Below are 12,530 nucleotides of genomic sequence, written 5' to 3' on the forward strand. Positions count from 1 at the left end.
TGTCCGTTTTCCGCCAGCGCCATGCCCCGGACCGGGGCACAGTGGAATGGTGACCACGGCAGACGGTAAGTACGAGGCGGTGCGTGGCCGGGACGCGCGGTTCGACGGTGAGTTCTTCTTCGCCGTGGCCACGACCGGTATCTACTGCCGTCCCAGCTGTCCCGCGACCACGCCCCGGCGGAAGAACGTGCGTTTCTTCCCCACGGCGGCGGCCGCGCAGGGCGAGGGGTTCCGGGCGTGCCGCCGCTGCCGCCCCGACGCCGTACCGGGCTCGGCCGCGTGGAACACCCGCGCCGATGTGGTCGGCCGCGCGATACGGATGATCGGTGACGGAGTGGTGGACCGCGAGGGCGTGGCGGGGCTGGCCCACCGGCTGGGCTACAGCCCGCGCCAGGTGCAGCGGCAGCTCAACGCGGAACTGGGCGCCGGACCGATCGCGCTCGCCCGCGCGCAGCGCGCCCACACCGCCCGGATCCTTCTTCAGACCACGCGGATGCAGGTCGCGGAGATCGCGTTCGCGGCGGGGTTCGCGAGTGTGCGGCAGTTCAACGACACCATCAAGGAGATCTACGCCATCACCCCGACCGGGCTGCGCGAGGCCCGGCCCGGCCACTCCTCACGGTTCGGCCCGGTGGCGCCGCGGTCGTTCTACGGCGGGGTGCCCCTGCGGCTGGCCTTCCGTGGACCGTACGCCGCGGCCGCGTTGTTCGACCAGCTCGCGCGGCACGCCGTCGCCGGGGTGGAGGAGGTGGTCGGCGAATGGGGCGCCCGCACCTACCGGCGCACCCTGCGGCTGCCGCACGGCCATGGCGTCGCCGAGGTCGACGAGCGCCCCGGTGACGGCTGGCTGGAGTGCCGGCTGTGTCTGACGGAGCTGCGCGATCTGACCACGGCCACCCAGCGGATGCGGCGGCTGTTCGACCTCGACGCCGATCCGTACGCGGTGGCCGAACACCTCGGGGCCGATCCGCTGTTGGCGCCCCTGGTGGCCGCCCGGCCGGGGCTGCGTTCCCCGGGCGCCGCCGATCCGCAGGAACTGGCCGTCCGCGCCGTCCTCGGCGGACGGCTCCCGGCCGAGGAGGCGCGGGCCCACGGCGCCGCGCTCGTCAGCGCGTACGGGCAGCCGCTGGCGACGCCCAGCGGAGGACTCACCCATCTCTTCCCCGGCACCGACACCCTGGCCGGGGCCACGCTGGAGGAGCCGGTCCCCTCCGCGCCACGGCGTGCGGCGCTGCGCGCGCTGGTCACCGCGCTCGCCGACGGCACCGTGCCACTGGACGCCGGGGCCGACCGCGACCAGGCGGAGAAGGAACTGCTCAACCTCGACGGCATCGGACCGCGCACCGCCGGGTACATCAGGATGCGCGCGCTGGGTGATCCCGATGTGCTGCTCCTGCCACCGGGCACGGAGGTGGCCCCGGAGGCCGCCGCGCGGTGGCGGCCGTGGCGCTCGTACGCCACCCACCACCTGGGGGCCGCGGGCTGAGCGTTTCCCGGGCGGCGCGGCCGTGTGCTCACCGCCCGGTGCTCACCGCCCGCCGGGGGAGGCGCCGTGCGAGGTGGTGTCCTCGATGGTGCCGCCGAACCGTTCGCGCAGCTCCTCCATGTTCTTCCGCGGGGACGACGAGAGCACCCAGCGATTGCCGATGAGGTACACCCCGCCGTACATCTGCGCCGTCTCCAGCCAGTCGCGCTGCCCTTTGGCCTTGACGAAGTCCAGGAGGAGGTATTTGCCGCGGGAGGTCTCGCACACCGCCTGGCGGTAGTCGTCGACGTCCACGGTGAACTTCGGCTTGCAGCCGACGGCCGAGGCCAGCTTCTCCACCGTCGCCGGTCTCGGTGTGGCCTTCGCGGTGGCGCTCGGCCGGTCCGCGCCGCGCCGTCCGGTCTCCGCGGTGGCGTCACCCGCACCGTCGCCACCGCACCCCGCGACCGTGAGCACTCCGCACACCGCCGCCACCACCGGCGTCAGACGCGGGCCGGGGCGGGAGCGGGCGCGCCCCGGCCCGGTGGTGGCGGTGCGGACCGGGTGGGGGGAAGCGTCCATGAGGGGCCCTCTCGTGGCGTGTCCGGAACTGGTGGCGGCGAGGCGTGACACCCACGGATACGGCCGCGCCGGGCGGATCGTTCAGCGTCCCGGCGGCGCGATGCGCGAACCCTTGACAGCCAGGGCGGATGCTGGATTACTGGTGCGCACTCTGGCGGAGACCGAATGTTCGGTCGGTATCTGAAGGCGGTGGAGAACCAGGTGACAGGCTCCGGATACGCGGCCGTCGGTCCGGTGGAGGAGATGTTCGCCGCGGACCGGGCGTCCCGCGGGCTGGGTATCGAACTGCTGAAGACCGGCGACGGTTCGGCGGTGCTCGGGATGACCGTGACCGCCTCGATGGTGAACGGACACGGCATCGCCCACGGCGGTTACGTCTTCCTGCTCGCGGACACGGCGTTCGCGTGCGCGTGCAACAGCCACGGTCCGGTGACCCTCGCCGCCGGTGCCGACATCACCTTCGTCGCCCCCGCCCGTGAGGGCGATGTGCTGGAGGCCACTGCCGAGGAGCGCACCCGCTACGGGCGCAGCGGTGTCTACGACGTGACGGTGCGCCGCGGCGACGAGGTGATCGCCGAGTTCCGGGGCCGCAGCCGCACCCTCGCCCGCCGTGCCACCGAGCCGGGGGAGGGACCGTGACCGGCACCCCGCCACCCCCCGAACTGCTGGACGCCGCCGAGCGGATGGGCCGCGCGGAGCTGAGGGACCTCCAGCTGACCCGGCTGCGCGCCACCTTGCGCCACGCGTACGACAACGTGGAGCTGTACCGCGAGAAGTTCCGCGCGGCCGGAGTGGTTCCGGAGGACTGCCGCACCCTGGAGGACCTGGCCCGGTTCCCCTTCACCACCAAGGCCGATCTGCGGGACACCTATCCCTTCGGGATGTTCGCCGTGGACCAGGGCGAAGTGCGCCGCGTCCACGCCTCCAGCGGCACCACCGGCAGACCCACCGTCGTCGGCTACACCGAGAACGACCTGTCGATGTGGGCGGATGTGGTGGCCCGTTCGCTGCGCGCGGCGGGCGGCCGTCCCGGCCACAAGGTCCATGTCTCCTACGGCTACGGCCTGTTCACCGGAGGGCTGGGCGCGCACTACGGGGCGGAGCGGCTCGGCTGTACGGTCATCCCCGCCTCCGGCGGCATGACCGCGCGTCAGGTGCAGATCATCCAGGACTTCGCACCCGAGATCATCATGATCACGCCCTCCTATATGCTCACGCTCCTCGATGAGTTCGAGCGCCAGGGCGTGGATCCGCGGACCACCTCCCTGCGGGTCGGGGTGTTCGGCGCCGAGCCGTGGACCGAGGAGATGCGCCGCGAGATCGAGGACCGCATGGACATCCACGCGGTGGACATATATGGGCTCTCCGAGGTGATCGGGCCCGGGGTGGCGCAGGAGTGTGTGGAGACCAAGGACGGTCTGCATGTGTGGGAGGACCACTTCTACCCGGAGGTCGTCGATCCGTTCACCGGTGAGGTGATGCCCGGCGGCGAGGAGGGCGAGCTCGCCTTCACCACCCTCACCAAGGAGGCGCTGCCGGTCATCCGCTACCGCACCCGGGATCTCACCCGGCTGCTGCCCGGTACCGCCCGTCCGGCCTTCCGCCGCATCCAGAAGATCACCGGCCGCTGCGACGACATGCTCATCGTGCGCGGGGTGAACGTCTTCCCCAGCCAGATCGAGGAGATCGTGCTGCGGGTCCCGGCGGTGGCGCCGCACTTCCAGGTGGAGCTGACCCGGGCCGGCCGGATGGACCGGATGACGGTCCGCGTCGAGGCCCGCCCGGGAACCGGTGGTGAACAGCGCGAGGCCGCCGCCGCGACGATCGCCCGGGGGATCAAGGACGGCGTCGGGGTCACGGCCGAGGTCGCGGTCGTGGATCCGGAGACCCTGGAGCGCTCGGTGGGCAAGATCCGCCGGGTGAAGGACCTGCGCGAGGGCTGAAGACGGTCCGGATGAGGGGAGAGGTGCCGCCGGGCGCGAGGGGTGCGCGCCCGGCGGACCGGTCCGGGGTGCGCGGTACCGTATGAGAACGACAGTTCTCAGGTGGGGGTGACCCGTGATGGACCAGGAGCCGGCCAGGGCTCGTGTGCTCGACGCCGCGGAGGCGCTGTTCTACGGCCGCGGGGTGCAGAGCGTGGGCATGGATGAGATCCGGAACGCCTCACAGGTCTCCCTCAAACGTCTCTACCAGCTCTTTCCGTCCAAGGGTGAGCTGGTCGAGGCGTATCTGAGGCGGCGCGACATCCGCTGGCGGGAGGCGCTGGCCCGCCATGTGGAGGCCGAGGAGGACCCGGGGGCGCGCATCCTGGCGGTCTTCGGCTGGCTGCACGGCTGGTTCGCCGAACCGGACTTCCGGGGGTGCGGTTTCATCAACTCCTTCGGTGAGCTGGGCGCCACCACCCCCGCGGTGGCGGAGGCCGCGCGTGCGCACAAGGAGGCGTTCCGGGCGTACCTGGGCCGTCTGGTGGCGGATGCCGGGCGGCCCGCGGTTCTCGCCGGGCAGGTGGCGCTGCTCGCCGAGGGGGCCATGGCCGCGGCCGCCATCCGCGGGTCGGCCGAGCCCGCCCGGGAGGCGCGGGAGGCGGCGCGGGTGCTGCTGGAGGCGTCGGCCGCGGACCGCCGGGCCGTCGCTCCGGGGTGATGTCGGTTACTTCCGGGTGAGCGGAGCTCACGGGCGGTGAACCCGGTGGGGCGGGAATGAAGGCAGATAGTTCACTGTTCAACTAGATGTCTCAGGGTCGGCCGTCCTGGCCGGCCGGCCGCCGTCCGCCAGGAGGAGAGCGTCATGCCCGCCGTGACCGTCGCCAACACACTGGAACTGCCCCGCGTCCCCACCCCCGATCCGCAGACCGCCCCGGCCCGTCCGGTCCGGTCCGTGACCGGCGCCCCGCAGGGCTTCGAGGGGGAGGGCTTCCCGGTGTACCGGGCCTTCGCGGGCGCCTCGCTGCGCGATCTCGATCCCTTCATCCACATGGACCAGATGGGCGAGGTGGAGTACGCGCCCGGTGAGCCCAAGGGCACCCCCTGGCACCCCCACCGGGGCTTCGAGACCGTCACCTACATGATCGACGGCCAGATGGAACACCAGGACTCCAACGGCGGCGGCGGTCTGATCGCCGACGGCGCCACCCAGTGGATGACCGCCGGTGGCGGGATCCTCCACATCGAGGCGCCGCCGGAGCACCTGGTGGTGTCCGGCGGGCTGTTCCACGGTATCCAGCTGTGGGTGAACCTCCCCCGCGCCAACAAGTGGAATCCGCCGCGGTACCAGAGCATCGAGGGCCGTGCGGCCGCGCTGCTGTCCTCGCCCGACGGCGGTGCGCTGGTGCGGGTGATCGCCGGTGAGATGGCGGGCCATGAGGGGCCGGGCGGCACCTTCACCCCGATCACCATGATCCATGCCACGCTCAGCCCGGGTGCCCGGCTCGACCTGCCCTGGCGCCCCGACTTCAACGCGCTGGTCTACTCGCTGTCCGGGCGGGGCACGGTCGGCGCCGAGAACCGTCCGCTGGATGCGCATCAGCTCGCCGTCCTCGGCCAGGGTGGAGCGCTCAGCGTGGCCGCCACCGACCGACCCGACGCCCGTACCCCCGACCTCGACGTCCTGATCCTCGGCGGGCGGCCGATCCGCGAGCCCGTCGCGCACTACGGACCCTTCGTGATGAACACCAAGGCGGAGATCGCCCAGGCCGTCGACGACTTCCGCAGCGGCCGCCTCGGGGTCGTCCCCGCCGGGCGCGTTCCGCACACCGCGTCCGGAGAGGAGCACGTATGACCGCGCACCCCACCGCGTACGTCCCCGAGGAGACCCTGGCCGAACGCTGGGCACGCGCCGGGCTGTTCTTCGAGGCGAAGGAGTACACCGAGGCCGCCCGTATCCTCGCCACCGTGGTCGAGGACGAGCCGGAGCAGATCGCCCCGCGGCTGCTGCTGGCCCGCGCCTACTACCACTCCGCCCAACTCGCCCGCGCCGAGGAGCAGTTGCGTGCGGTGATCGCCCGCGATCCGGTCGAGGCGTACGCCCATCTGATGCTGGGCCGCACTCTGCAGCGGCAGGGACGGGACGGGGAAGCGGCCGGAGCGCTGCGGCTGGCGGATGCGTTCCGCGGGGAGGCCGCGGCCACGGCGGACTGACCCGGCACCGCCCCGCACCGTTCGGTCCCGGGGACCGGCCCGGGGCCGGACGGCGCGGTCAGCCGTGCCGGGCCGGCCCCGTTCCGCACACCCTGGCCCGCGCCCGCGCGGCGAGCGTACGGCGGTCGTCCCCCCCCCGGTACGGGCAGCAGCGGCCGGTGGTTGCGCACCCGGATGGTCAGCCCGTCCGCGCGCAGCACCCGGCGCAGTGAACTGCCGAAGTCGTCCTCGCCGACGAAGGCCGCCACCGTGGACGGGGCCCCGTGCTGGAGGTACTCCAGGGCCACCGGACGCACCGGCGCGCCCGCGTCGAGCGCCGCCTGGAAGGTGGCGCGGCGGAAGTCCCCGCCCGGGCCGGCACACCAGGTGACGCCCTGGGGGAAGACCACCACCGACCGGCCCGCGCGCAGCAGGTGCGTGATCTCCCGTACGGTACCGGGAAGTTGGCGCAGTCCGGCCCGGTCGATGAACACCGTCCCGGCCCGCTCCGCCAGCGGGCCGACCACCGTCCAGTCCGCCACCTCCCGTTTGGCCAGCATGACCACCGGCTCCACGGCCAGCAGCGCCACGATGTCCAGCCAGGAGATGTGATTGGCGACGACGAGGGTGCCGGTCGGGCCCGGTGCGCCGAGGGCGGGGTCGCCCGCCACCTCCAGCCGTATGCCCAGCGCGGTGAGCAGCCCGGTGGCGTGGGAGCGCAGCGTCTCCGGTTCGGCGATCCGCTCACCCCGCGCCACCGCGCCGACCAGCGCCCGGCCGAAGGCGGCGGTGCGCCGCAGGGCGCGGACGGCGGGGGTCCGGCCGGCGGCGTGGGCGACACAGTCCGGGCCGCACGGAGACCACACGCTCCACGCGTGCGCCGGTGCGCCCATCGGTGCCGTGACGGTCACCTGGGCTCGCCCAGGAAGTAGCGGCGGTAGCGGTCGTTCATCCGCTCGGTGTCCAGCAGGACGAAGAAGTCGGCGTCATCGAAGCTCCGGTCGTGCTGTGGGGAGCCGCACATCCAGGCACCGACCCGCAGATAGCCGCGGAGCAGCGGCGGCAGTCCGGCGTAGCTCGGCTCGGTGTCCAGCGGCCGGTCCGGTACCCACGGGTCGAGCGGATGCACCCGCAGCTCGGCGGGGGCGGCGTGCCGGGTGGTGCCCAGCAGCCAGGCGTTGGCCGCGGCCTGTCCGCCGTCGGCCAGCGGGACCGAGGCACAGCCCGCGAGGTAGCGGTGGCCGGACAGCAGGACGTAACGGGCCAGTCCGGCCCACATCAGATTGATCACGGCGCCCGAGCGGTGGTCGGGGTGCACACAGGCCCGTCCCGCCTCGACCATGGCGGAGCGGATCTCCTCGGGAAGGCCGCGCAGATCGAACTCGGTGTCGGAGTAGAGCCGTTCGCTGCGGCCCGGGGGGAGCAGCCGGTAGGTGCCGACCACTGTGCCCGTCGCGGTGTCCGTGACGATCAGGTGGTCCATCAGCGCGTCGAACTCGTCCACGTCGCGTCCTGGGAAGGGCGAGGACAGCCGGCCTCCCCGCTCCACGCCGAACACCTGGTGACGCAGTCGCTGCGCGGCGTGGACCTGCTCCTCGGTATGGGCGATGGAGGTGACGTACGAGCTGGTGGACGCCGGTACGGGGGACGTCGTGAGCACGGACATTCCAGTTCTCCGTTCAGGGGGACGTCAGGAGCGGCAGCGGGAGAGAGGAAGGAGAAGGGGGAAAGGGGAGAGGAGGGAGAGGGCGGGGGACAGCGGCCCGCTCCCCGGCGCGGTGCGGAAGACGGTCCGCACCGCTCGCGTCGACCCCAGTCTCGCCGTGGCGGCGAACGCCACAGTGTCCGCGTGGTGATTCGGCGACTGCCAGCCGATGACGAACGCATGCCGTGGCGAGCCGGGCGGTCGGCCCGGTGCCACGGCGGTGCGGTGGCGGGAAGGCGCCCGCCGTCGGGTCAGCGCGTGCCGGTTCCGTCCAGCGGGAAGCCCAGCGAACGGGCCGCCGCCTCCGGTGTGGGCTGGGACCAGTAGTCGGTGACCGCCTGCGCGGAGGCCAGCGAGCGGGTCTCGGCACGGTCCAGGTAGAGCACACCGTCGAGGTGGTCGGTCTCGTGCTGGACGATCCGGGCGGGCCAGCCGGCGAACTCCTCGTCCACCTCGCGCCCCGTCTCGTCCTGACCGCGCAGCCGGATCCGCTCGGGGCGGCTGACCACGGCCTGCCAGCCGGGAACGCTCAGACACCCCTCGAAGAACGCCGCCCGGCCCTCGCCCACGGGTTCGTAGGACGGGTTGACCAGGACGCGGTACGGCTGCGGCACCCGGCCGCGCGCCTCCCGCACCTCGGCCGTCACCTCCGCCGGGTCCTCGATCACCGCGAGCCGCAGCGGTACGCCGATCTGCGGGGCGGCCAGGCCCACACCGGGCGCGGCGTGCATGGTGTCGCGCATCGCCCGCAGCAGCCGGTCGAGCTGGTCCGCGGAGAGCTGGCCCTCGTAGGGGAGGACGGGCTGCCGCAGGACGGGGACGCCCGCGGAGATGATCGGCAGTGGATGGGTGCCGCAGAGCAGTTCGTCGACGAGTTCGGACAGGCTGGAGGTCGGCATAGGGCACAGCCTGGCAAGCCGGACAGGCCGCGGCAATGTGTGGGACGGGGCGGCTGCCCGCGGCCGGGCGTGACCCCGTCCACGACCGGTGAACGCGAGGCGGACGGGGCCCGTACTCACTCCTGAGACGCCGGGGAATCCCACGCCCCGTGCGCTCACCCGGGTCCTTCCGACTCGGGACGCCGCCGCTCACGCGGTGCTTTCCCCGTTGTGCCCGCGGGGCGGCGGCTTCTCGCGTCCGGGAGGCGGAGGGAGACGGTGCGCTACGGGGCGCCCGTCTCCCGGGCGGCCGCCTCCCGGACGTCCGTCAGATCGCGGACGTAGGCCAGCCCGGGCCGGCCGCCGAGGACGACCTCCTCCCCGGTGGGGACGAACCCGGCCCGGGTCAGGACGGCACGTGACCCGGCGTTGTCGAGGGTGGTCTCGGCGCGCAGCGCGGTGAGTCCGTACGCGGTGGCCGCCAGGACGCAGATCTGCCGGACGGCGCTGGTCGCGAGGCCCTGCCGGGTGGCCCGCTCGGCGATCCGGTACCCCAGCTCGGCCGTCCCGCCGGTCACGGCGACCAGATTGACCCGGCCCAGCACCTCGCCGTCGGAGTCCACGATCAGATGGAAGTGGTCGAGTCCGGCCTCCTGTGCGGCGAGCAGCTCGGCATGGCGCGCGTCGAACCCGGTGAAGTAGTCGTCACCGCGGTCGGGGATCGACTGCGCGAAGTAGGCGCGGTTCTCCCGCTCGAAGGCGAGCAGGGCCGCGGCGTGATCGCGCCGGAGGCGCTGGAGTTCGGGCATGGCAGCACCGTACGCCGCGCGGGCCCGGGATGATCACTGAGTTTCGCGGTCCGCGGATCCGGCGCCGCCCGTGGCGCCGTCGTCACGGGCGTCGACATCGGCCCGTGCCTCCGGGAGCAGGGCGCGGATGTCGCCCGGCAGCACCCCGTACACCTTCTCCATCAGCTCCGGATCCACTGCGGCGTCCAGCACCTCGAAGAAGGCGCTCGCCTCGCGCAGCGCCTCCTCCTCGGTGCGCTCGGTGCGCCAGGCGATCCGGCCCGCGAAACCGGTGAGGCCGAAGCGTTCGCCGTGGTCGCGCCGGTACGCCCGCTCCTCGGGCGAGCCCCGGTCCGAGGCGGTCACCCGGAGCACCGGCTCCGCCGCCTCGGCCGGGAGCTGGGCCGCCAGATGGGCCGCCAGCCCGCCGGGGATCCGTTCGGCGAGGGTCTCCAGCGTCGCCCGGACCGTCCGCTCGGCCGACCGCCGGTCCGGCAGCCGGGCCCGGGTCCGGACCTGGTCGGTGAGTTCTTCGTAGCGCATCGTGGATCAGCGCTCCCTGGATCGATCGATGCCCGCGCTTGCGCGCCGAGTGCCCAGCGGTACCGCCCCGAAGCATCCGCCCCGGCCCCGTCGGGCTGCCTCCGGCGGCGCCGTGCGGCCGGACGGGGCGGCGGCCCGGCCGCTCCGGCCGCACACTGGGCACTGTGACGGAGAAGAGCACGGAGCACGGCACGGAGCGGCGCACCGGGCGGCGCAGCGCCGGAATCCTGCTGTTCCGCGGCGCCGGACCGGCCGTCGAGGTGCTGCTCGGCCATATGGGCGGCCCGTTCTGGGCCACCCGGGACGAACGCGCCTGGTCCGTGCCCAAGGGCGAGTACACCGAGGAGGAGACCCCGGAGGCCGCCGCGCGACGGGAGTTCGCGGAGGAGCTCGGCATGCCGCCGCCCGGCGGCGAGCTGCTGCCGCTCGGCTCGGTCCGGCAGACCGGCGGCAAGCTGGTGACCGTCTGGGCCCTGGCGGGCGATCTCGACCCGGACCGGATCACTCCCGGCACCTTCACCATGGAGTGGCCCCGGGGATCCGGCCGGATGCGGGAGTTCCCGGAGCTCGACCGGGTGGAGTGGATGGATCCGGAACGGGCCCGTACGAAGATCGTGGCCAGGCAGGAGCTCTTTCTCGACCGGCTCGACGCGCTGCTCAACGGGGCGCCGCTACCGTGAAGGGGAAGACCGTGGGGACGCCGCGCCGCGCGCGCTGAAGCCGACGGAGGCACGGTGGGCATGGAGAGCGCGAGGAGTTCGGAGTACCTGCCCCGCCTGCGGCTGGACGAGCTGCTGGAGGAGTTGCAGGTCCGCATCGACGCGGTGCGCGGCACCCAGGACCGGGTGCACAGCCTGCTGGAAGCCGTCCTCTCGGTCGGCCGCGAGCTGGACCTGTCCCATGTGCTGCGGCGGATCGTGGAGGCCGCGGTGGTCCTGGTGGACGCCGAGTACGGGGCGCTCGGCGTCATCGGCGAGGACCAGCGGCTCGCGGAGTTCCTGCCGGTGGGCGTCGGCAAGGAGCGGATCGAGACGATCGGTGACCTGCCGGCCGGACACGGCATCCTCGGCGAACTGATCCGCCACCCCGAGCCGCTGCGGCTGGCCGAGCTCTCCGAGCACCCCGCCTCGTACGGCTTCCCGCCGGGCCATCCGCCGATGCGCTCGTTCCTGGGGGTGCCCATCCGGGTGCGGGAGGAGGTTTTCGGCAATCTGTATCTGACCGAGAAGCGCGGGGGGAAGGAGTTCGACGGCGAGGACGAGACGGTGCTGTCCACCCTGGCCGTCGCCGCGGGTGTGGCCATCGAGAACGCCCGGCTGTACGAGGAGGCCCGGCACCGCCAGGCGTGGCTGGAGGCGAACGCCGAGGTCACCAACAGTCTGCTGTCCGGGGTGGACGAGACCAGCGTGCTGGAGCTGATCGTCGACCACGCCCGGCGGATCCTGGCCGCCGACCTCGGGGTGCTCATGCTGCCCGTCGAGGGGAGCGACGAACTGCAGGTCGCGCTCGCCTCGGGCACCGACGCCGAGGCCCACCGCGGACTGGTGCTGCCCCGCCGGGGCTCCTTCGCCGGGGCCGCCTTCACCGCCTCCGAGCCGGTCACCAGCACCGACGTCAAGAACGATCCGCGGATCACGGTCGGCCCCCGGCGCTGGGAGGGGCTCGGCCCGGCCGTCGCGGTACCGATGCGCACCAGCGACGGGGTGGGCGGGGTGCTGTCGCTGGCCCGTTCGGTGCACAGCGCCCCCTTCACCCAGATCGAGACCGACACCCTGCTGGGCTTCGCGGGCCAGGCGGCCATCGCCATGAGACTGGCCGAGCGGCGGCGGGACGCGGAGCAGCTCGCCCTGCTGGAGGACCGCGACCGGATCGCCCGCGATCTGCACGACCTGGCCATCCAGCGGCTGTTCGCCGCGGGGATGACACTGCAGAGCACCCTGCGCTTCGTTCAGCACCCCGAGGGCTCCGAACGGCTGCTGCGGGTGGTGGACGACCTCGACGACACCATCAAGATCATCCGGTCGACCATCTTCGGCCTGCGGTCCCATGAGGCGGGCCCGGCCGTCCAGGGGCTGCGCGTCCGCACCGCCAAGACCATCGAGGAGGCGGTGCCCGCGCTCGGCTTCACCCCCTCGCTGCGCACCGAGGGCCTGGTCGACACCGATGTGCCGCGTCCGGTCGCCGACGACATGGTCGCGGTCCTCGCCGAGTCGCTGTCGAACACCGCCCGGCACGCGGGGGCCGGGGCCGCGGAGGTCTCCCTGGTGGTCGCCTCCGGGCGGCTGACCTTGACCGTCACCGACAACGGCGTGGGCATCCCGGAGGGCGGACGGCGCAGCGGACTGCGCAACCTGGCCGAGCGCGCCGAGAAGTACGGCGGTGGGCTGGACATCCAGGTACCCACCGGCGGCGGCACCCGACTGGTGTGGGGCGTACCGCTGCGCAGCCCCTGAG

At 73.4% G+C, this 12,530-nt stretch carries 13 protein-coding genes and 1 pseudogene; 8 read left to right on the forward strand and 6 right to left on the reverse strand.

Features of this window, described 5'->3' with window-relative positions; all coding sequences use genetic code 11:
* Window positions 1-46 precede the first annotated feature (46 nt).
* Window positions 47-1,486, forward strand: a complete 1,440-nt coding sequence (locus AC07FT_RS10045) for an AlkA N-terminal domain-containing protein (protein WP_479175500.1) — start codon at window positions 47-49, stop codon at window positions 1,484-1,486.
* A gap of 42 nt (window positions 1,487-1,528) precedes the next feature.
* On the opposite strand, the gene AC07FT_RS10050 is transcribed toward AC07FT_RS10045, so the two are convergent.
* Window positions 1,529-2,047: a hypothetical protein gene (locus AC07FT_RS10050; protein ID WP_479175502.1), complete on the reverse strand. Its 519-nt coding sequence runs from the start codon at window positions 2,045-2,047 to the stop codon at window positions 1,529-1,531.
* A gap of 243 nt (window positions 2,048-2,290) precedes the next feature.
* On the opposite strand from AC07FT_RS10050, the gene paaI reads away from it, so the two are divergent.
* From paaI to AC07FT_RS10075, 5 genes are all read left to right on the forward strand, one after another.
* Entirely contained in the window at window positions 2,291-2,686 is a 396-nt protein-coding gene (paaI, locus tag AC07FT_RS10055; RefSeq protein WP_432010947.1) for a hydroxyphenylacetyl-CoA thioesterase PaaI, read from the forward strand.
* A 44-nt stretch (window positions 2,687-2,730) separates the two neighbouring features.
* Window positions 2,731-3,990: a phenylacetate--CoA ligase PaaK gene (paaK, locus tag AC07FT_RS10060; protein WP_479175688.1), complete on the forward strand. Its 1,260-nt coding sequence runs from the start codon at window positions 2,731-2,733 to the stop codon at window positions 3,988-3,990.
* A 118-nt stretch (window positions 3,991-4,108) separates the two neighbouring features.
* Window positions 4,109-4,690: a TetR/AcrR family transcriptional regulator gene (locus AC07FT_RS10065; RefSeq protein WP_479175504.1), complete on the forward strand. Its 582-nt coding sequence runs from the start codon at window positions 4,109-4,111 to the stop codon at window positions 4,688-4,690.
* Between the two features lie 144 nt (window positions 4,691-4,834).
* Window positions 4,835-5,824, forward strand: coding sequence for a pirin family protein (locus AC07FT_RS10070; RefSeq protein ID WP_479175506.1), 990 nt, complete (start codon window positions 4,835-4,837; stop codon window positions 5,822-5,824).
* A complete protein-coding gene (locus tag AC07FT_RS10075; RefSeq protein WP_479175507.1) occupies window positions 5,821-6,183 on the forward strand; it encodes a tetratricopeptide repeat protein in 363 nt (120 codons plus the stop codon). Before AC07FT_RS10070 ends, AC07FT_RS10075 begins: the two co-directional genes overlap by 4 nt.
* A gap of 338 nt (window positions 6,184-6,521) precedes the next feature.
* On the opposite strand, the pseudogene AC07FT_RS10080 reads toward AC07FT_RS10075, so the two are convergent.
* The 5 genes and pseudogenes from AC07FT_RS10080 to AC07FT_RS10100 form a co-directional block, all read right to left on the reverse strand.
* Window positions 6,522-7,055: pseudogene (locus AC07FT_RS10080) on the reverse strand (lysophospholipid acyltransferase family protein); the annotation flags it as partial.
* Window positions 7,056-7,069: 14 nt separating this feature from the next.
* Window positions 7,070-7,828, reverse strand: coding sequence for a GNAT family N-acetyltransferase (locus AC07FT_RS10085; protein WP_479175508.1), 759 nt, complete (start codon window positions 7,826-7,828; stop codon window positions 7,070-7,072).
* A gap of 290 nt (window positions 7,829-8,118) precedes the next feature.
* A complete protein-coding gene (gene def, locus AC07FT_RS10090; protein ID WP_479175509.1) occupies window positions 8,119-8,766 on the reverse strand; it encodes a peptide deformylase in 648 nt (215 codons plus the stop codon).
* A 263-nt stretch (window positions 8,767-9,029) separates the two neighbouring features.
* Entirely contained in the window at window positions 9,030-9,554 is a 525-nt protein-coding gene (locus AC07FT_RS10095; RefSeq protein WP_479175511.1) for a GNAT family N-acetyltransferase, read from the reverse strand.
* A 33-nt stretch (window positions 9,555-9,587) separates the two neighbouring features.
* Window positions 9,588-10,076: a DUF2267 domain-containing protein gene (locus tag AC07FT_RS10100; RefSeq protein WP_479175513.1), complete on the reverse strand. Its 489-nt coding sequence runs from the start codon at window positions 10,074-10,076 to the stop codon at window positions 9,588-9,590.
* A gap of 164 nt (window positions 10,077-10,240) precedes the next feature.
* Here AC07FT_RS10100 and AC07FT_RS10105 point away from each other — a divergent pair, with 164 nt between their 5' ends.
* Together AC07FT_RS10105 and AC07FT_RS10110 are read left to right on the forward strand one after the other, a co-directional pair.
* Entirely contained in the window at window positions 10,241-10,756 is a 516-nt protein-coding gene (locus AC07FT_RS10105; protein ID WP_479175514.1) for an NUDIX hydrolase, read from the forward strand.
* Window positions 10,757-10,816: 60 nt separating this feature from the next.
* Window positions 10,817-12,529, forward strand: coding sequence for a sensor histidine kinase (locus AC07FT_RS10110; RefSeq protein ID WP_479175516.1), 1,713 nt, complete (start codon window positions 10,817-10,819; stop codon window positions 12,527-12,529).
* Window position 12,530: the final 1 nt, after the last annotated feature.

This window comes from Streptomyces sp. NPDC045899, from assembly GCF_056431485.1.

Coding starts and splice junctions, on each gene's coding strand:
- def (WP_479175509.1), bottom strand. CDS start 8,766: ATGCCGACCTCCAGCCTGTCCGAACTCGTCGACGAACTGCTCTGCGGC.
- AC07FT_RS10095 (WP_479175511.1), bottom strand. CDS start 9,554: ATGCCCGAACTCCAGCGCCTCCGGCGCGATCACGCCGCGGCCCTGCTC.
- AC07FT_RS10050 (WP_479175502.1), bottom strand. CDS start 2,047: ATGGACGCTTCCCCCCACCCGGTCCGCACCGCCACCACCGGGCCGGGG.
- paaK (WP_479175688.1), top strand. CDS start 2,731: ATGGGCCGCGCGGAGCTGAGGGACCTCCAGCTGACCCGGCTGCGCGCC.
- AC07FT_RS10070 (WP_479175506.1), top strand. CDS start 4,835: ATGCCCGCCGTGACCGTCGCCAACACACTGGAACTGCCCCGCGTCCCC.
- paaI (WP_432010947.1), top strand. CDS start 2,291: ATGTTCGCCGCGGACCGGGCGTCCCGCGGGCTGGGTATCGAACTGCTG.
- AC07FT_RS10065 (WP_479175504.1), top strand. CDS start 4,109: ATGGACCAGGAGCCGGCCAGGGCTCGTGTGCTCGACGCCGCGGAGGCG.
- AC07FT_RS10045 (WP_479175500.1), top strand. CDS start 47: ATGGTGACCACGGCAGACGGTAAGTACGAGGCGGTGCGTGGCCGGGAC.
- AC07FT_RS10085 (WP_479175508.1), bottom strand. CDS start 7,828: ATGTCCGTGCTCACGACGTCCCCCGTACCGGCGTCCACCAGCTCGTAC.
- AC07FT_RS10075 (WP_479175507.1), top strand. CDS start 5,821: ATGACCGCGCACCCCACCGCGTACGTCCCCGAGGAGACCCTGGCCGAA.
- AC07FT_RS10110 (WP_479175516.1), top strand. CDS start 10,817: ATGGAGAGCGCGAGGAGTTCGGAGTACCTGCCCCGCCTGCGGCTGGAC.
- AC07FT_RS10100 (WP_479175513.1), bottom strand. CDS start 10,076: ATGCGCTACGAAGAACTCACCGACCAGGTCCGGACCCGGGCCCGGCTG.